Origin of the sequence: Kaistella faecalis, assembly GCF_019195395.1 — a bacterium.
Classification (GTDB): Bacteria; Bacteroidota; Bacteroidia; order Flavobacteriales; family Weeksellaceae; genus Kaistella; species Kaistella faecalis.
The window spans coordinates 162406-181946 of the sequence record NZ_CP078067.1 but is presented as its reverse complement, the minus strand read 5'-3'; the positions used below and the strand labels follow the sequence as shown (position 1 = coordinate 181946).

The window sequence follows — 19541 nt, the reverse complement described above, 5'->3', positions numbered from 1 at the left end:
TTGAATAATTAAATAATATTGATCCGCATAATTTGTGAATCCCTGCAAAGATAGTGAAACATTGTTTGACCATTAAAGTTACAAAAGGATTTTTATCGCTTTGCAGTAAATGTCAGAAAAACTATCTTTGAAAGAAAATTATGAAACAATTTCTATTTTTTCTATTTATCGCGAATTTTTTCTCCGCTCAGAATTCCGATTTACTTCATACAAATTGGAAAATTACAAAAATGGTAAGCGAAGTTCAACCGGATCAGTTTCCACCTTCCATGCCCTATCAACAGGTTACCAATTTTTCAGTGACTGATCCACAACTCAATTTGTCTTTTTTCAATACCGTCTCAGCTAATTTATCGTTTAGTGTACAGGATGTGTTTACGGTAAATAGTAAAGCTTGCACATTAGCAGATTATTGGGGTGATAATGGAGAAGTAAATCAATTTTTTGCCTCTTTATGCGCTTTTTTCGAGATTGGGCATAGTTATCATTATTACATTGGAAATACTGGCAATGAAAAAACATTAGTTATTCACAATGCGATATTTGAAGAAATCCATTTTATATCCACCAATCTTGCAACTACAGAAAATAAATTATCCCAATATGCAATTGCTCCAAATCCGGTAACCACGATTTTGACTGTCCAAAATTCAGTGGGAATAAATTCTGTCCAATTATTTGACGTGTCAGGAAAATTAGTTTATGAATTAAAAAAGGAGAATGCCAAAACCTTGGATATTGATATGCGAAATTTCGAAACCGGAACTTATTTTATCAAATTAAATAATGATAAAACTTTTAAGATTATTAAAGAATAATTTGATTATTTTTTGAAAACCACCGGAAGAATTTCATTTTCAATAAGACCAAATTTTTTTCGGTCTTCATCGGAAAATTTTCTTGAATAAAAATTGATATCGGTATGAAAACCAACACTTTTTAGTCTTTCAAAGTAATCCATTCCGTACCAGCGAACGTGGTCGTACTGCCCGAAATGTTTCTGTCTTTCTTTAGGATCTTTAATACTGAAATCTTCGTAGGTTTTTTCTAAAGAATTCTTCATCGGCACCTGAAAAATTCCCCAGCCGCCTTTTTTCATCACGCGATAAAGTTCGCTCATCGCCTTTGCATCGTCTTCAATATGCTCCAGAACGTGATTGCAGAAGATCACATCGTAGCTTTCGTCTTCAAACGGAAGGTTCAAAATATCAGCCTTTACATCGACAATCGGTGAAAATAAATCGGCCGACGTATACTCCAGATTTTTCATTTTTTTGAACTTCCTCAGAAATTCCTGTTCCGGTGCGATGTGAAGGACTTTATAGTTTTTAGTAAAAAAATCGGTTTCATTTTTCAGATAGAGCCACATTTGGCGGTGTCTTTCCAAACTTAAAGTTCCGGGAGAAAGTGCATTTTCACGCTGTTTTCCGTATCCGTAAGGCAAAAATTTACGGTAAGATTTCCCATCGATAGGATCGGTGAATTTGTTGCCTTTAAACAGCTGATAAATCAACGGGCGAAGAAAAATGCTTAAGTTAATAAGCATTGGTCTTGGGATTTTGTTTAGAAGGAAATTGGCGATTTTTTTCATTAAAAATCCAGCGTAAATGGTTTTTCTTCGTCACTTACAATTCCTAAAGCTTCATAAATGTAGCTGAAAGTTGAAAGCAATACAGGTTTGCCATTAATAATACAAACATCGTGTTCGTAATGTGCTGAAGGTGAATTATCGAGTGAAGTCACTGTCCAGCCGTCATCATGAAATTTTACTTTCTCAGTTCCTAAATTAACCATCGGTTCGATGGCAAGCACGATTCCGTCCTTCAGAACTTTTCCGCTGCCTTTTCTACCGTAATTGGGAACTTGCGGATCTTCGTGCATTTTTCTACCCAAACCGTGCCCAACCAATTCGCGCACAACACCATAACCGTGTTTTTCACAATGTTCCTGAATGGCATTGGATATATCTCCTACTCTTTTTCCGCGGACGCACTGTGCAATGCCTTTGTATAAAGATTCTTTGGTAACCTTTAGCAGTTTTTTGGTCTCTGGAGCTACTTCGCCCACCTCGAATGAATAGGCATGGTCACCATAAAAACCATTCATATACACACCACAATCTACTGAAAGGATGTCGCCTTCTACCAAAGGTTTGTCGTTCGGAATGCCGTGTACTACTTCTGCATTAGGCGAAATACAAAGGTTTTTTGGGAAACCGTACATTCCTAAAAATGCAGGTTCGCCACCATGATCCCGGATGAATTCGCCACCAAGTTTATCCAAATGGTTGGTTGTAGCGCCGGGTTTTATTTCTTTGGCAAGCATTCCTAAAGTTTTGGAAACGAGTTGTGCACTTTCGCGCATCAGCCTCAGCTCGTCGAGTGTCTTTAATATAATCATAGGAAATAACTTTTACCAGAAAAGTCCTTTTTTCTTGTCTTTTTTCATTTTAGAATAGGCTAAAACTTCTGAGCCTTCAACACGGAATTCGATTCTTTCATTGATGATGTTATAGATTTCGCCCCAACCCGGAAATCCGCCAAGGTTTCTGTCATCGATAAATAAATCGGCATCAATTTTTCGCGAAGCTTGTGAATGATCAAAAATTTCACCTTCAAAACTTGAATTAACGGCATAAAATTCAACACCATTTTTTTTGCAGAATTCTACAGCTTCATCTAAAGTTTTCCCGTGTCTGTAAGTCCACAAAATTAATCTGTATCCTTCGGACTGAAGTTTTTTAAGCGTTTCAAATGCAAAAGTTTTGGGTTTGCCAATTCCGGGATATGCGTCTTCAACTACAGTTCCGTCGAAATCAATGGCCAGTTTTTTATTGCTTTTCATTATTCTAAATTATTCTAAAATTTCAGATGTGCAAAGATAATAAAATAAAAGAGCGGTTGAAAAAACAACCGCTCTCCTAAATTAATTATTATGTTGTATTATGATTTTACCCATTTAAACTGGTATTCTAAATCAGGAGTTGCAATTCGGTCGGTAATTCTCTGAAGTCTGCCTGGTAGTTTCATTAAATATTCCTGAGCTTTTTCAGCTTTTTCATTGAGCCCGGTAATATGTTCAATTTTCCAGTCTACAAGAAGGTCGCTCAGAATGTTGATGTAATCCTGACCGGTATAAACCATTGCGCGTTGTGCAGCATCGGAAAAATGGCCCCAAAGCTCACCGGCTTTCTGACCGGATTCACGCATCAAGTGAGCAGGCATTACGATTTTTTTACGCATCATATCTTCAAAAGCAAGCATCATTTCGGATGGGTCGAGTTCGAATATTCTTGTGACGAACTGTTTGTAGGCTTTTGCATGTCGCGCTTCATCAGCAGCGATCACCCCACACATTCTGGATAATTTGGTATTGCCTGTTTGTTTTGCAAGAGAACCTACTCTACGGTGAGAAATATTTGTCGCTGTTTCCTGAAAACTGGTATAAACAAAATTTCGGTAGGGATCCATAGAAGTTCCGATATCGAATCCGTCCTGAATTAAATACTGGGTGGTAATTTCCACTTCGCGCATATTTACGCGACCACAGAGATAAAGATATTTGTTGAGCAAATCGCCGTGACGGTTTTCTTCGGCAGTCCAGCTTCTGACCCACTGTGACCAGCCAGATCTGTTTTCCTGCTCTACGCCGTCGATTCCCATGATCCAGGATTCGTAACTTGGTAAAGCCTCTTCTGTAATACAGTCGCCGATTAGGGTGATAAACAGATCGTAACCCATTTCCTGGGCGTAAGTCTGGAGTTCTTCTACATCATGCTTAAAACTGTCCGCTGAAGGGTCAGGAAGGAAATCTGTAGGTTGCCAAATTTTTTCTACAGGCGTTAAATAGGAGGAAATAAAGTCATCAACTTCTTTACCTAAATTCCGCATGACTTCAATTCTCACTAATTTATTGTACATTACTTTTACTTTTTAGAAGGGACAAATATATATTAAATTTTAGTATTTCATGCATAGCTTTTTTGAAAAACTAAAAATTAATCGCCTATAAATATATTAATTTATTTGAAACTAACTTACCAGTACTTCGCCGGTCATAATCTCAGGAACTGGCACTCCCATTACTGTTAAAATTGAAGGAGCAACATCACCCAATTTACCCGGTTTTAAATTCCATGTACGGTCTTTATCCATTACAATCAGTGGAACCAGATTAGTTGAATGTTGTGTGTTCGGACTTCCGTCCGGGTTTTTCATTACATCAGAATTTCCGTGATCAGCAAGAATAAAAACTGCATAGCCGTGCTCATAAGCAGTTGTTGCGACTTTCTGGATGCATGCATCTACCGTTTCGGCAGCTTTTACGGCTGCAGAAAATACTCCGGTATGTCCTACCATATCAGTATTTGCGAAATTCAGGCAGATAAAATCTGCAGTTTCGTTTTCGATTTCCGGCAGAATTTTTTCGGTAATATCGTATGCCGACATTTCCGGTTTGAAATCATAAGTCGGAACATCTTTCGGACTCGGGCAAAGCAATCTTCGTTCTCCTATAAACTCGGCTTCCCGTCCTCCCGAAAAGAAAAAAGTAACATGTGGATATTTTTCTGTTTCTGCAACACGGATTTGCGTTTTTCCGTTGCGCTCAAGGATTTCACCCATGGTTTCCTCCAAAACTTTTTCATCAAAAACCACTTTTATATTTTGGTAGTCTTTATCATAATTGGTCATGGTAACATAATACAGATTCAGATGATTCATCCCAAACTCAGGAATATCGTTTTGTGAAAGAACTTCAGTAATCTCTCTTCCACGGTCTGTTCTGAAATTGAAACAGAAAACTACGTCATCACTTTCAATTTTTGTCATCGGTAAATTGCTGTCTTTCAGGCAAACAATGGGCCGGAGAAATTCGTCTGTGATTCCATCTTTATAACAATTGTCCAGCGTTCCGAGAATATCGCGGGTAGGTTCGCCAATGCCTCTTACCATTAGGTCGTACGCTAATTTCACCCTTTCCCAACGCTTGTCACGGTCCATTGCATAATATCTTCCGATAACGGAAGCTAATTTACCAGTGGTTAAAGACATGTGATCCAAAAGTTCTGCTATAAATGCTTTTCCGGAATGTGGATCACAATCGCGGCCATCGGTAAATGCATGCACATACACGTTATCATTCAAACCATATTCGTGCGCTGCAGTCAGCAATCCTTTGAGGTGGTTGATATGAGAATGTACGCCTCCATCAGATACTAAGCCAATAAAATGCACATTTTTTTTATTAAGCCTTGCATATTCAAAAGCCTGTGTAATCACATTTTCTCTCCCTAAAGTAGCATTTTCCACCGCCATATTGAGTTTGACAAGATTCTGATATACAACCCGTCCCGCCCCTAAATTCATGTGACCTACTTCAGAGTTGCCCATCTGCCCGAAAGGCAATCCTACGGCAATTCCGCTTGCTTCCAGGGTTGTATTGGGAAAATTATTATAACAGGAATCGATAAACGGGGTATTTGCCTGAGCAATTGCTGAAACTTCAGGGTTGGTTCCTATTCCCCACCCGTCGAGAATGGCTAAAATGGCTTTCTTTGACATTTTGAATATATTTTGTGATACAAATTTAAGGAATTGCGGGCAATAAACCGTTTAATAGCCGCTATAGTTTACGAAGTGGTTAACTCAGAATTTTCTCGAACGCCTTTCTCGCAGCGCCCCGGAAATAAACTTCACCACAATACGTATATCCCAATTTGTCTAAGATGCTCAACATCGGCAGATTGTCGAAATTAGTATCGACTTTTATACTGAAAACTGATTCTGATTTTGCAAGCTCTTCAATATTTTTAAAAAATTTTGTGGCTATTCCTTTTCCTGCAAATTCGTCGGAAACTGCCACCCTATGGATTACAACATATTCTCCGGAGCTTAACCAATTGCCTTCAATGATTTCATAAGCATGCTCAATATCGAAAATAATCGCTGCATATGCGGCAATCTGACCGTGGATTTCTAAAACATAACCAAAGCCTTTTTGAATGTCGGTTTCAACAGTTTCGATATTAGGATAGCCATCCTGCCACTGGTTACTTCCGTCATTTTTTCGGCGCTGAATAGCCTGCTGTAAAATTTTCCAGATGTTTGCTGTGTCCGCTATTTTAGCTTTTCTTACTATGTAATTCATGTTTTTTATACGCTTGGGATTGCTTAATTCTTACAAATTTAGCTAAACATTATAAGTATTGCCGGTATAGTTCACATCATAAACATTATATAAAAATACTTAATTTTAGAAAAAAATCATGAAGAAGAAGCTTGTCGTCTTTTCTGGCGCCGGTATTTCAGCGGAAAGTGGAGTTCAAACGTTCCGGGATTCTAACGGATTGTGGGAAAATCACCGAATTGAAGACGTGGCGAGTCCTGAGGGATTTAAGCGCAATCCGAAATTGGTTTTAGATTTCTATAATGCTAGGAGAAAACAACTTCTTGAAGTTGAACCCAACGAAGCCCACTTTATCTTAGCGGAACTTGAAGATTTATTTGAGGTCCATATTATCACGCAGAATGTTGATGACCTTCATGAGAGAGCCGGCTCTACCAAAGTTACTCACCTACATGGGGAACTGAAAAAGGCCAGACCTATTGACTCTGATACAGAAATGTTTTTCTGGGAAAAAGATCTGAATCTGGGAGACTTGGATGAAAATGGTGTACAGCTTCGGCCACATATTGTGTGGTTCGGTGAAATGGTCCCGGAAATGGATATGGCAATCTCAATTGCAAGGCAGGCAGAACTTTTGTTGGTTATCGGAACATCAATGCAAGTTTATCCCGCAGCCGCTCTTATTGACTATATTCCTTCCCACTGTAAAGTTTATGCAATCGATCCAAATCTAAAGAACAGTTTTGCGGACGATGCAAATTTTTTAAAGATGTCTGCCACGCAAGGAATGAAAAAACTTAAAGAGATTCTAATAATGAATCGGTAAAATATTCATAATCAAAAAATTAAGGAAATGCTGATTATGGTTATCAATATTACTGCTTCTAAAGTTGGTATTAGAAATAAAAAAAGAACCGATTAAAAACCGGTTCTCTTCTTTTTCATTATTTGTGTTGTATTTGATAGGTCAAAAGTACTATTAATATTGTCTAGAAAAACCGTGAAAACACCCTTTTTTAATATAAATTGTGTTTTATTGCAAATAAAACAATTCCGACACGGGTTTTTACATTGAGTTTCAAAAAGATAGAGTCTCTGTATCCGTCGATTGTTCGGGGACTCACGCACATTTGGTCGGCGATTTCGCGGTAAGTAAGTTCAGAACAGGCTAATTTTACGAATTCCAGTTCCCGGTCTTTTAATCCTTCGTTCAGATCGTTCATAAACTTCTGTTCGGTTTTGATCTTAAGCAGACTTTGCGTTACCAAGTCGGTATAAAATATTCCTTTTTCATGTACGATATTTATAGCATTGAATAAAATGTCGGGTGACATATCTTTAAGGAGATAACCTTTAGCCCCAGCTTTCAGCATCTTAATGATTGTCCCTTCGTTATCTTCCATTGTAAGGGCGATTATCTTTAGATTCGGGAATTTCTTAGAAATTTCGGCAGTTGTCTCGATGCCGTTTTTAATGGGCATATTGATATCCATTAAAACTACATCCGGAAAATTTTTGGTTTTTTGAAGCTCGTCAATAAAATCCTGACCGTTAAAACAATTCATTATAACCTGGAACTTGGGATTAAGGGAAATCATATTTTCCAATGCCTTAGATACCAGTTTGTGATCATCAACAATTGCAACTTTTACTGTTTCCATTGTCTTATTTTTTTGGATATATAAGTTTCAACACGGTGCCTACATTTTTCTCACTGCTAATCTGTAAGTCGGCATTCATCATCAGTGCCCGTTTTTTCATATTACTGAGGCCCGAGCCGTGTCCGCTCTGTTCATCGATTCCAATTCCGTTGTCAGTAATTGTAATGGTAAGTATTCTGGGTGCATCCTCAACCTGAATATTTAAATTTTTTGCTTTAGAGTGTTTCAGTGTATTATTGACGCTCTCCTGAATGATCCGGAAGATGATTACTCCATCCTTCGGGTTAATTTCTATATCGTGTTTATTGCTTCTAAATTCAATATCTATGAGTTTTAGGCGTGAAATCCGGTTCATCTCAATCTCCAGCGAATCAATAAGCCCAAAATGTTCTACCTGATCAGTGATAAAGGTCTTAGACATATTCCGGAGATCCTGAATGGTTTCCCCCAATAATTCGTTAATCTCATTCAGATTTGATTTGGCACTTTCCTCACACTGTGCGATCACCTGGTTAATCATAAGTTTTGCGACCGATAGTTTCTGACCAATATCGTCGTGCAGTTCCTGACCTATGTAAGTTAGCGTGACTTCACGCATTTCTATCTGGGCGAGCGTAAGTTCCTGCTGAAAATTCATTTCTTTCTCTTTTTGCAAAAGAAGAAGTTCACCTTTTTTTCTGACATAGAAAATATACACCAAAACCATCATTAAAATCACAAAGAGTATAATGATGGTTGATATTATCACCAGTATGTCGACCTCATTGGCTTTCAATTTTCCATAATTAAGTTTTCTTTTTTACTAAAGAATATGCCGGTGAGCATAATTGCGTATCCTGTAAAGTTAACAGAATAAAGTAAGATGAGAAAAATATCTTTAGAAATTGACAGTTGAATTGCATTTTTACTGATAATTATCAGGGGCAAAAGACCCAAATAAAGTACAATTAGACTGATTGCGATCCAAAAAGGGTAATATGAAGTAATGTTAAATATTTTTTCTGAATTGAAGGTTTCAAAGAAAAATAAGGTAATCGAAAAAAGTAAAAGTATGATGGTGAGGAAATATGTTAAATAAGGAAGATAGACAAAAAAATCACTCATGAAAATTATCGAAAGAGCAATATTCACGGAATTTAGACAAATAATGCCCAACTGAATTTTTTTCAAACGTTTGGTATTCAATATTTTATAGAAGTAAATCAAAACGATGCTGAAGAAACAAATGATAACTCCCCCAGCCATAAATGGCGTGGAATTATATTGGTCACCATAAAGCACTTTTCCGATTGTAGAAAACATTTCAGCGAGAAGTACCACAATCATCGATGCGATAAAATACCCGATATGTGGTCCTAATTTCTTCCGTTTTAATATTAATAGACTGATGATCAATAGATAAACAACAAGCAAGACACTTGTTAAATATAATCTGTTAATTTCCATAGCAAATACTAGTAAGGCGGATTAGCCGAAGAAAGATCCATTCCCGGCACTCCCTGAATCTCTGCACCTTTTACAGAAGAATTCTGGTCTTCAGATTTAGCTTGCGCGTCATCTTTATCTGATATAACAGTGGGAATCAAATACACTGTTTGGTAACCATAAAGTTTGGCATCCAATCTTGAATCGAAAGGTCCTTTAGCCGGATACTGTCCTAGTTTTATTTTAAGACCTGTTACTTTTTCTCCTTTGCTTTCTGCCTCTTTCTTGGCAAATGCGATATAACCTTCAAGTTCATCAATGGTGTACCAAAATTCTCTTGAATCTGGTTTGCCTTTTTCTCTCTTTTCGTTGATATATTTGTAATTGGTTGCCGAGTAAACCGAATCTAATTCCGACATTAGGTTTCCATCAATCAGTTTTTTCTGGTAACTGTCGTTTACTGATGATTGTTCAGGTTTTTTTTCAGTTTCAGCGGATTGCATTTGTTTGTTTTCCTGTGTGCAGCCAGATAAAACAACCGCAGTTAATAACAAGAGTATTGCTCTTGTTGAGTAGATTTTTATTCTCATAGTTTTTATTTTAACCAAAAATAGTTTATATTTGATTACAAATTATAGTAAAAACACCCTTTTTTTACTGATACCACAAAATTTTATATGTTTTCCAAAAATATTGCTCATAATTATCAAGAAATAAAGAAGAATTTACCTGAAGAGGTCCAACTTGTTGCAGTTTCGAAAACACATCCTGTAGAGGCAGTTCTTACAGTGTATAATTTAGGGCAAAGGGTATTCGGCGAAAATAAAGTACAGGAACTCTGTGAAAAGCAATCTCTTCTACCAAAAGATATCGAGTGGCACCTGATTGGACATCTCCAAACCAATAAAGTAAAATATATCGCACCTTTTATCGATACGATTCAGAGTGTAGATTCTTCGAAACTTTTAGAGGAAATCGATAAACAGGCCGCAAAAAACCAAAGAAAAATAAAAATTTTGCTTCAGGTAAAAATTGCTGAAGAGGAATCTAAATTCGGTTTGGAAATACACGAAGCAAAAGAACTTTTTCAGGAGTGGCTGAATGGAAAGTTTCCCCATATAGAAATTAACGGTTTAATGGGCATGGCCACCTTTACGGATGATAAAAACCAGGTGAAGAAAGAATTTACTCTTCTAAAACAAATCTTCGACAAACTCTCCTTACAGAAACCATTGAAACTTTTGTCGATGGGTATGAGTGACGACTATCCTGTTGCTATTTCCTGTGGAGCTAATTCCGTAAGGATTGGATCTGCAATTTTCGGAAACCGACAATATGACCTATAATTGGTTTTAGGTACGATTATTGCTGAATAATATGCAAATTTTAAACTGAATTTTTATTAAATCCATAAATTTTTATTAATGCAAAAAATCTTAATTGTTGAAGATGAAAAAGCCATTTCGGGCGTACTTCAAAGTATTCTTTCAGACGAGTTGCCGGATTACGAATTTGTAATCGCAGAAGACGGTCTCGAAGGCTTTAAGCATATTGAGAAAGATGATTTCGCCTTGGTCGTTTCCGATATCAAAATGCCTAAACTTTCAGGCACTGAGTTACTTAAACAATCTTTACAACTAAAACCAGATACCACATTCGTGATGATTTCCGGGCATGCAGATATCGATACTGCTGTAGATTGCCTGAAAGAAGGTGCATATGATTTCATTTCGAAACCCATTGATATCAACCGTCTTATTACCAGTGTTAAAAACGCTTTAGACAAAAGAAATCTTACCAGAACTAATCAGGTTCTGAAAGTAGAAAATACGACATTAAAGAAAAAAGTAAACAAGAAATATCAGATGATTGGTCAGTCCGCTGCCCTGAAGAAAATTCAGGACATGATTGAAAAAGTGGCTAGTTCTGATGCCAGAGTTTTAATTACTGGACCAAACGGGGCAGGAAAAGAATTGGTGGCTCACTCTATCCATGCGCAAAGTGAACGCAGCAAAGGACCAATGATTGAAGTTAACTGTGCTGCAATTCCATCAGAACTTATCGAATCTGAGCTTTTTGGACATGTTAAAGGCAGTTTTACAGGCGCCATCAAAGATAAACAGGGGAAATTTGAACTGGCAAATAACGGAACTATTTTTCTTGATGAAATTGGTGACATGACCCTCGTTGCTCAGGCAAAAGTTTTGCGGGCGTTACAGGAAAGCAAGGTTTCTCCGGTAGGAAGCGATAAAGAGATCAAAGTTGATGTTCGTGTTTTGGCAGCTACCAATAAAAACATGAAGCAGGAAATAGAAGCCGGGAAATTCCGGGAAGATTTGTATCACAGGCTATCGGTAATCGAAATCTACGTGCCGCCATTGGATGAAAGAAAAGAAGACATACGTCTGTTGGTAGATCATTTTGCCAAAACGATTTCCGAAGAGCATGGCACCGCTCAGAAGGTTTTCGACGAAAAAGCGATTTCCGCCCTTGAAAATTTCAGCTGGACAGGGAACATCCGTGAGTTACGTAATGTCGTCGAGCGGCTTATTATCTTAGGATCAAATCCGGTCTCGGAAGATGATGTTGCAAGTTTCGTAAGGAAATAATTACATTAAAATAAATAACTAGAAAAAGTTTGCAGTATTTTTGCTGCAAATTTTTTTTATGGCATTTCTCAACAAGCAGTACACGAAGGCGTGTCTTACATTAGCGCTTCCCGTTATGATCACACAGGTTGGTCAGGTATCGGTAAATTTGTTCGACAATATTATTGTGGGAAAACTTTTAGGAGCACAGGCTCTAGCCTCGGTATCACTGGGAAATGCGGTGTTTTTTTCGATTTTTGTATTTGCGCTTGGATTTTCGTTTGCCATTCCGCCACTAGTTTCTGAGGCTCATTCGCAGGAAAAACACAGCGTCATTAATTCAGTTTTCAGACATGGTTTTGTGATTAACCTGGGAATTGGATTGTTGCTGATGATTCTACTTTTCGCCGCCATGCCGCTACTCTATCATATGGATCAGCCGGTAGAAATTATTCCCGATACAATTGGATTTCTGAGCATCATGACTTTAAGTATTCTGCCGTTCATGGTGTTTCAGACGCTGCGCGAAGTCTCTGAAGGTTTATCTTACACCATCGGGGTAACCAAAGCCACCATTATTGCCAATGTCATTAATATTATTCTGAATTATGTCTTCATTAAAGGGATGTTTGGGTTTCCGGCGATGGGTGTCCAGGGATCTGCATTAGCAAGTTTAATCGCGAGAATTTTCATGATGATTTTTCTTTATTATGTCTTGCTGAAAGAAGAAAAAACCAGACAGTATATCAAGGCGTTTTCGTTAAAGATTGCAGAATTTTCCAAAGAAATGTTCAGTAAAATGCTGAAAATTGGTTTTCCTACAGCTTTGCAGATGTTTTTTGAAGTTACTGCGTTTGCGGGCGCGGCTTTTATCTGTGGGCTGGTTTCAGCAAAAGACATTGCGTCTCACCAAATTGCATTATCAATGGCTTCATTTACATTTAATCTTTGTATCGGATTTAGTGTTGCTTCCACAGTGCTTATTGGCCGCAAACTTGGCGAGCGGGATTATGTTGGGCTTAAGAAAGTCGGCATTAATAATCTGAAGATTGTCTTCATTTTTATGTTTGTATGCGGGGTGTTTTTCATTGTCGGCAGACATATACTCCCTACGTTCTTTACAAAACCTGAAGATATCGATGTGGTGCAGTTAGCAGCAAAATTATTGATCATTGCTTCCCTGTTTCAGCTTTCAGACGGAATCCAGGTCGTGGCACTCGGAAGTTTAAGGGGAATTCAGGATGTAAAGATTCCTTCTATTATTACTTTCATTGCGTATTGGTTAATAGCAATTCCTTTAGGTTATATTTTATGTGTTCCGATGAAAATGGGCGCTTTCGGAATGTGGATTGCCTTAGGTCTGGGGCTCACCGTCTCCGCGGTTTTGCTTGTTTACCGTTTTTTGAGTCTTTCGCAAAGAAAAATCAATGCAGCTCATTAATTAAAACCTTAAAACAGAAAATCCCCGAAATTACATTCGGGGATTTTTTATTTGAAGTTTGATTAACATTTCTATTTAAAACTCAATTTCCTGGTCAGGATGGATGTGATCGTAGTCAGCCACCATTTCCTCTTCGTAATTGGTCTTCTCTTTTTTGGCAAATCTGTTCTCCAGTCTTACCATAATCAGATAAACTACAGGTACAATAATCAGGGTAAGGAAGAGGGATGAAATAAGTCCTCCAATAATAACAATTGCAAGTCCGTTATTCATTTCTGCCGCTGCACCTGATGCCATTGCAATCGGAAGCATACCAAATACCATTGCAATAGTTGTCATCAAAATCGGACGAAGTCTCGCATGATTTGCCTGAACTAAAGCATTTTCAATCGACTCTCCCTTATCAATCCTGTGATTAGCGAAGTCTACAAGTAAAATTGCATTTTTCGCCACAAGACCAATCAACATAATGATACCAAGGATCGTAAAGATATTTAAACTCTGATTGGTTAATGCCAATGCCCAAAGTGCACCGATAAATGAAAGCGGAATAGAGAAAAGTACAATAAACGGTTTCAGGAAGTCATCATAAAGTACTACCATAATCATGTAAACCAAAAGGATCGCAGCAAGCAAGGCTACTCCCAAAGTTCCGAAACCTTCACTCTGGTTTTCCATATTTCCACCCCAGACCCAGTTTACACCGGCTGGTTTCTTCACTTCTGCCATTTTTGCTTCCCATTCCGATGCTACACCACCTGTCGTTTTACCTACAGTCTGTGCCTGTACGGTAACGGAAGGCGAACGGTCGTAACGCTCAAGCAGCGCCGGGCCGGAAGTAAAGTTGATGTCTGCGAACTGCGAAAGCTGAACTTTAAATCCGTCTTTATTCACAAAGTTGATGCTTCTCACATCGTCAATGTTGGTTCTGTTGGCTTCATCAAGAATGATATTGATGTCGTATTCATTGCTTCCTGTACGGAATTTATTATCTGTATTCCCGCTGAAAGCTGTTCTCAACGTCTGTCCCACGGTAGCCACATTTAATCCTAAAGATGTCATCTTATCACGGTCTACCGTAACCGAAATCTCTGGATTACCTTCTTCCACACTCAGTTTAATTTCTGAAGCTCCGTCGATTGTTCTCAACTTAGCTTCTGCGGCTTTGGCGTAAGACATTGCATCTTCCAGCGTTGTACCAGTAACGGTCATCTGAAGCGGGGCCTGTTCTGCACCCATAAACCCTACCGGCACCGTGGTTACTTTAGCGCCGACCAATACTTTTTCAAGTTCACGTTTCAGTTTGGCAGCATATACTTTGGTATCATCTTCTCTTTCAGATTTTGGAACCAGTTCAAGACTGATTTCTGATTTATAGTTGGTAGACTGCATCGCTCCCATTCCTCCACTCACCTGACCGACCGAAGTAATCATTTTAACGATTTCAGGTTTCTGCGCGAGGTACTTTTCAGCATCCTGGGTGATAAAGTTGGTCTCTTCAAGCGAAGTATCTTTCGGCATTTCGATCTGTACAAGGAACTCACCTTTATCATTTGCCGGGAAGAAGTCGGAGCCTATATACCCCATTACTGCCAATGCAATTGCGCTAACAAATAAAATAATGGTAATCCCGAAGGTTTTCAGTTTGTTTACTAAACTCCATTTCAGGATTCCTTCTATTTTGTGCGTAAACCAGGTAAGTCCGTTTTCAAATTTTTCAAGTATTTTACCAAAGAAAGATTTGTTATTAATAACTTCCAGTTTTCCGTAACGTGAGAAAAGCCATGGAACAACCGTAAATGAAACAAGTAATGAAAGCAAAGTTGCAATAATTACCGTGACACAGAACTGCGAGATAATGTCGGAAACCAATCCGGAACTCATCGCAATTGGCAGAAATACCACCACAATTACCAGCGTAATCGCCGTAACAGTAAATCCGATTTCTTTTGCACCGTCGTACGAGGCACGTACTTTGTTTTTGCCCATCTCCATGTGGCGGTGGATGTTTTCAATAACAACGATTGCATCATCCACAAGAATCCCAACCACGAGGGAAAGTCCAAGTAAACTCATTAAGTTCAGACTGTATCCCAAAAGATACATTCCGATAAATGTTGCAATAAGCGAAGTTGGAATCGCTACCATTACAATCAGTGCATTCCTGAAACTGTGCAGGAAGAACATCATTACAAATGCTACAAGCGCAATCGCAATCAGCAAATCTTTGATTACAGCGTTCGCCGCTTCCAGCGTAAAGGTAGAAGTATCACTTGCTAAAGTTATCTTGATATTACTTCCTTTGTACTGCTCTTCGATCTGGGCGATTTTTTCCTGCACCAAACGGCTCACTTCTACAGCGTTGGCATCGGTCTGTTTCTGTACCTGAAGCATCATGGTATTTTCCTGATTGATACGTGCTATTTTATCAGCTACCTTCTGGGTATCCTGAACCTCTGCTATATCTGAAAGACGGATGTTTTGCCCATTTTTAGATGAAATCGTAAGGTTTCTGAGTTCTTCTACTGAAGAAATTTTTCCTGCCAGACGGATGAGTGTGCTGTTTGATCTTGTTTTTAAACTTCCCGTAGGAAAATCTAAGTTCGACATTGTAATAATCTGCTGAACTTCCGGAATGGTAAGTCCGTAACCTTCCAGTTTTTCCTGGTTCAGGTTGATGCGGATTTCCCTTTCCTGCCCGCCAACAATATCCACTTTAGAAACCCCTGGAATTCTGGAGAATACAGGTTGAATTCGCTGATCAATAAGGTCGTAGAGTTCATTTTCGGTAAGGTTTCCGGTTACACCCATTCTTACGATCGGCATATCTGAAAGAGAAAACTGTGTTAGTGACGGTTCATCGATATCTTCCGGAAGGTCTGAACGGATGGCGTTAATCTTACGCTGCGCTTCATTTAGAGCAAAATCTACGTCGGCATCATTATTAAACTGAATGATGACCACGGAAAGACTTTCATAGGATTTAGACTGAATTTTCTTTACTCCTTCCAGCGCGGAAACCGCATCTTCTATTTTTCTTGAAACTGTATTTTCAACCTCCGAAGGCGAAGCACCCGGATAAACCGTAGCTACAGTTACCACTTTTACTTCAAATTTCGGAATAAGTTCGTAGTTCAGCTGCGAATAGCTGAAAAGCCCTCCAATGATCAGTAATGCAAGCATTACAATGACCAGACTGGGTCTTTTAATCGATACTTCTGCTAATTTCATCTATATATTCTTAATCGATTATTATTTAAGTTTACGGATCGGCGTTTTGTCGGTAAGGTTGATCTGGCCGCTGGTAACAACTTCATCACCTGCTTTCAAACCGCTGATAACTTCCACTTTGCTTCCGTAGTTTGCGCCTCCCTGAATTTTCGTCAGATAAGCAATATTATCTCTCACAACAAACACCAGATTATCGCTTACACTTCCTACAAAAGCTTCTCTAGGAATCGTAAGAACGTTGTTGTTGCCGCTTCTGTTAAAGATTGCAGTTCCGTACATCCCTGCTTTCAGTTTGTTGAAACTGTTGGAAACGGTAATTTCTACCGGAAATTTCAGTGCTCCTGAAGCTGACGGCGCGATGAAAGTAATTCTGCCATCAATAGCACCTTCAACCACATCAGGCTGAACTTTTACCGTATTGCCTACCGCAAGCTGGCTTACCATAGACTGGTCAACATCAACTTTAAGCTTAACTGAAGAGATATCTACCACTTCAACAATTGGAGTTCCCGGATTTAAAACGGTTCCAACTTCAACAAATTTCTGGTTTACGATACCGCTGACTTTAGAAATAACATTCGTATCACCTGACTGAAGATTTGCTCCCTGTAACTGCGTTCTGGCATTTTTTACCTGAAGCCTTGCCTGATCGAGCTGCAGCGCTGTTACTCCTCCGGTTTTATAAGCCATCTCGTAACGGTTCAGCGCCATAATCGCATTATCCAGATTTGCTTTCGCGCCGGAAACGTTTACATTGAGCTTTTCACCAGCCATTCTGCCAATACTCTGTCCAGCTCTTACGTAGCTGCCTTCTTTTACATAAAGTGCAATAAGCTGTCCGCCCATTTCTGCTGAAACCTGAGCCTGTCTGTTTGGTAAAAAAGTTCCGTTCACAGTAAATTCTCCGCTGATGTCTTCTGCTTTAACTACAGTTGTACGCACGGCTACATCTTTGTTCTTTTCGGCCACGATGGCTACTTTCTCTTCATTGCTTTTCTTGTTACGCTGAAGAATGAAATAAAATGCAGCGCCAATTCCCAGGATGGCAAGTATCGTGATGATTGTATTCTTTTTCATAGTTTTATTAATTGATATCGTTTAATGTTTTGAGTTTACCCTGTGATTTCAACAGGTCGATTTCTGCAAGTTTATAGTCTAATTTTGCTTTTGTAAGATTGTTTTTAGCCTCGGTAAGGTCGCGTTCTGCATCAAGAATGTCGTTTAATGTTGCCAAACCGTGCTGGTAATTGCTTCTGGTGTTCGACAGCACACTTTCTGCAAGTGAAACGTTCTCCTTCTGCATATCAATCATCGTCATATTGTTTTCAAGCTTGGTGATTGCGTTCTTGTGCTGAAGATCCAGACCCAGTTCGGTTTCTCTTAGATCTGCCTGTGCTTTTTCTATTTCTATTTTATTGAGTTCCACTCTGGATTTGGTTGCGAAGCCATTAAATATTGGTACTCTCACATTCAAACCAATCGATGCCATATCGGACCAGTAAACACCATTGTCTTTCCCGTTCCACCAAGGCATTTTATCGCCCTGACCAAGGAAACCGTAGTTTGCAGAAAGCGAAACAGTTGGATAATATTCTGCTTCGGTTGCTTTCTTCTGCCACTGCAGCAATTCTATTTGTTTGTTTACCAGTTTCACTTCACTTCTGTCAGAGAAATTTGTAGAACGGTCTGGCAGCAATGCTGGATCAAAAGTCTGCTCTGGAAGTGTAATTTCCTGAGCCATCGGCATTCCGATCATAAATTTGAGAGAGTTTTCTGCTAAATCTACCGTATTTTCAAGCTGCTTAACACCGGAACTCACATTATTACGTGCTACCACTACCCTGTCATAATCAATCTTTCTGGCTAATCCTGCATCATATAAACCTTTAATAATTTTGATGGTCTGATTAGTGATTGCAAGATTGCTTTCGGCATTTTTCAACATCTGATCTGCCTGATAAACCTGAAAGTAAGCGTTTGCAACTTTCTCGATAATCTGTTCTTCTGTAAGTTCTGCATTAAGAAGGTAAAATTCTTTAGTAGATTTAGCTGCCTTAAGGCCTACAAAAACTGATTGGTTAAAAAGATTCTGTGTAAGCTGGACCATATTGCTTGAAGTCCATTTCTGACCGAAAGCTACTTTTACCTGTTGCCCCGGTGCTCCAAATATTTCACCCGGTAACACAGATTCCTGCAGCAGAGGGTTATAGGTGGTAGAACTGTTGAAACTTATATTCGGATAAGCATTGGATTTTACCTCTGCAATCTGTGCATCTCCTTTACGGATATCTAGCCGGGCTTTTTCCGCGTCGGCTTTGTGCTCCAATGCATAGGAAATAGCTTCGGGTAAAGTAAGAACCTTGTTTTCCTGAGCATATAAAAATCCGCCGGACAGGATTAAGGTTAAGATTAACTTTTTCATTGTTATAAATTGTTATATTTTTTTAACTGTTGTTTGCCTTTTTCGGTGGTAATTGCATTCATATAAAACATGAGCGCAATATTGCTGTACTCTGTACGGTCGGTTTTACTCGTATCCAGAAACGGTGAATTGTCATAAGACATTACCATCTGAAAGTAGATACCTGCATATAATCTTGCATCGAAATCATCTCTGTAATAACCCTGCTCCCTACCTCTTTCAATGTTATGTATAAGTACTTCTGCGAATCTTTTTGAGAAGTTCATCATGTGCTTATTGAAGATTGCAGGGTAATATTTGATAAGCTGGCGTATTAATAATGAATTGTTGGACTTGGCTGCTTTTTCGATGTGTTCATCGCGACAAAACATGCGTTCCACAGCATTTTCTATTTTGTTATCCAGTTCACTGAGCTTCTCAATTACTTCTGTAAGCTTAAATTCCAACACATCTTCCAAAAGAGCCTCCTTGTTGGCGTACATTTGATAAAGTGTTTTTTTCGACATCCCAAATTCCTTTGCGATATCATCCATCGTGAGGGTTTTAGCGCCGTTATCGATAAAAAGATCAACGACTTTCTCCAGAAATTTTCTATCCATATCTAAATTTGAACGTGCAAATATAAAAAATAGGAAACTAATAAACCA

18 protein-coding genes are annotated in these 19541 nt (G+C 38.7%); 5 read left to right on the top strand and 13 right to left on the bottom strand.

Annotation, left to right across the window (positions count from 1 at the left end):
* Window positions 1–140 precede the first annotated feature (140 nt).
* Window positions 141–818: a T9SS type A sorting domain-containing protein gene (locus tag KTV93_RS00885; RefSeq protein WP_218249454.1), complete on the top strand. Its 678-nt coding sequence runs from the start codon at window positions 141–143 to the stop codon at window positions 816–818.
* 5 nt (window positions 819–823) lie between these two features.
* Here KTV93_RS00885 and KTV93_RS00880 read toward each other — a convergent pair whose 3' ends face one another.
* The 6 genes from KTV93_RS00880 to KTV93_RS00855 all read right to left on the bottom strand — a co-directional run bounded on the left by KTV93_RS00880 (window position 824) and on the right by KTV93_RS00855 (window position 6147).
* Complete coding sequence (locus KTV93_RS00880; protein WP_218249453.1) at window positions 824–1591, bottom strand: class I SAM-dependent methyltransferase; 768 nt, start codon at window positions 1589–1591, stop codon at window positions 824–826.
* Window positions 1591–2400, bottom strand: coding sequence for a type I methionyl aminopeptidase (map, locus tag KTV93_RS00875; protein ID WP_218249452.1), 810 nt, complete (start codon window positions 2398–2400; stop codon window positions 1591–1593). Before map ends, KTV93_RS00880 begins: the two co-directional genes overlap by 1 nt.
* Window positions 2401–2412: 12 nt before the next feature.
* Window positions 2413–2844 carry a BT0820 family HAD-type phosphatase gene (locus tag KTV93_RS00870; RefSeq protein WP_218249451.1) on the bottom strand — a complete coding sequence of 144 codons (432 nt, stop codon included), beginning with the start codon at window positions 2842–2844 and terminating at the stop codon, window positions 2413–2415.
* A gap of 98 nt (window positions 2845–2942) precedes the next feature.
* Window positions 2943–3920 (bottom strand): acyl-ACP desaturase, encoded by a 978-nt coding sequence (locus KTV93_RS00865; protein ID WP_218249450.1) that lies wholly within the window; start codon window positions 3918–3920, stop codon window positions 2943–2945.
* 111 nt (window positions 3921–4031) lie between these two features.
* A complete protein-coding gene (gene gpmI / locus KTV93_RS00860; RefSeq protein WP_218249449.1) occupies window positions 4032–5561 on the bottom strand; it encodes a 2,3-bisphosphoglycerate-independent phosphoglycerate mutase in 1530 nt (509 codons plus the stop codon).
* Window positions 5562–5640: 79 nt separating this feature from the next.
* The gene (locus tag KTV93_RS00855; RefSeq protein ID WP_218249448.1) at window positions 5641–6147 is read right to left on the bottom strand and encodes a GNAT family N-acetyltransferase; all 507 of its coding nucleotides are present in this window, start codon (window positions 6145–6147) and stop codon (window positions 5641–5643) included.
* Between the two features lie 118 nt (window positions 6148–6265).
* Here KTV93_RS00855 and KTV93_RS00850 point away from each other — a divergent pair, with 118 nt between their 5' ends.
* Window positions 6266–6952, top strand: a complete 687-nt coding sequence (locus KTV93_RS00850) for an SIR2 family NAD-dependent protein deacylase (protein WP_218249447.1) — start codon at window positions 6266–6268, stop codon at window positions 6950–6952.
* A gap of 190 nt (window positions 6953–7142) precedes the next feature.
* Here KTV93_RS00850 and KTV93_RS00845 read toward each other — a convergent pair whose 3' ends face one another.
* The 3 genes from KTV93_RS00845 to KTV93_RS00835 all read right to left on the bottom strand — a co-directional run bounded on the left by KTV93_RS00845 (window position 7143) and on the right by KTV93_RS00835 (window position 9802).
* On the bottom strand, window positions 7143–7787 hold the full coding sequence (locus KTV93_RS00845; protein ID WP_218249446.1) for a response regulator transcription factor: 645 nt from the start codon (window positions 7785–7787) through the stop codon (window positions 7143–7145).
* A 4-nt stretch (window positions 7788–7791) separates the two neighbouring features.
* Window positions 7792–8424, bottom strand: coding sequence for a sensor histidine kinase (locus KTV93_RS00840; protein WP_218249445.1), 633 nt, complete (start codon window positions 8422–8424; stop codon window positions 7792–7794).
* A gap of 817 nt (window positions 8425–9241) precedes the next feature.
* Window positions 9242–9802 (bottom strand): hypothetical protein, encoded by a 561-nt coding sequence (locus KTV93_RS00835; RefSeq protein WP_218249444.1) that lies wholly within the window; start codon window positions 9800–9802, stop codon window positions 9242–9244.
* Window positions 9803–9889: 87 nt separating this feature from the next.
* Here KTV93_RS00835 and KTV93_RS00830 point away from each other — a divergent pair, with 87 nt between their 5' ends.
* From KTV93_RS00830 to KTV93_RS00820, 3 genes are all read left to right on the top strand, one after another.
* Window positions 9890–10558 (top strand): YggS family pyridoxal phosphate-dependent enzyme, encoded by a 669-nt coding sequence (locus tag KTV93_RS00830; RefSeq protein WP_218249443.1) that lies wholly within the window; start codon window positions 9890–9892, stop codon window positions 10556–10558.
* Between the two features lie 78 nt (window positions 10559–10636).
* Window positions 10637–11821 carry a sigma-54-dependent transcriptional regulator gene (locus KTV93_RS00825; RefSeq protein WP_218249442.1) on the top strand — a complete coding sequence of 395 codons (1185 nt, stop codon included), beginning with the start codon at window positions 10637–10639 and terminating at the stop codon, window positions 11819–11821.
* A 58-nt stretch (window positions 11822–11879) separates the two neighbouring features.
* Window positions 11880–13241 carry an MATE family efflux transporter gene (locus KTV93_RS00820; protein ID WP_218249441.1) on the top strand — a complete coding sequence of 454 codons (1362 nt, stop codon included), beginning with the start codon at window positions 11880–11882 and terminating at the stop codon, window positions 13239–13241.
* A 75-nt stretch (window positions 13242–13316) separates the two neighbouring features.
* Here the strand turns inward: KTV93_RS00820 and KTV93_RS00815 are convergent, their stop codons facing one another.
* From KTV93_RS00815 to KTV93_RS00800, 4 genes are read right to left on the bottom strand one after another with little or no spacing between them, the layout of a single operon-like run.
* The gene (locus tag KTV93_RS00815; protein WP_218249440.1) at window positions 13317–16472 is read right to left on the bottom strand and encodes an efflux RND transporter permease subunit; all 3156 of its coding nucleotides are present in this window, start codon (window positions 16470–16472) and stop codon (window positions 13317–13319) included.
* A 21-nt stretch (window positions 16473–16493) separates the two neighbouring features.
* The gene (locus KTV93_RS00810) at window positions 16494–17549 is read right to left on the bottom strand and encodes an efflux RND transporter periplasmic adaptor subunit (protein ID WP_218249439.1); all 1056 of its coding nucleotides are present in this window, start codon (window positions 17547–17549) and stop codon (window positions 16494–16496) included.
* Between the two features lie 7 nt (window positions 17550–17556).
* Window positions 17557–18894, bottom strand: a complete 1338-nt coding sequence (locus KTV93_RS00805) for a TolC family protein (RefSeq protein WP_218249438.1) — start codon at window positions 18892–18894, stop codon at window positions 17557–17559.
* 2 nt (window positions 18895–18896) lie between these two features.
* Window positions 18897–19493 (bottom strand): TetR/AcrR family transcriptional regulator, encoded by a 597-nt coding sequence (locus KTV93_RS00800; RefSeq protein WP_218249437.1) that lies wholly within the window; start codon window positions 19491–19493, stop codon window positions 18897–18899.
* Between the last annotated feature and the right edge of the window lie 48 nt (window positions 19494–19541).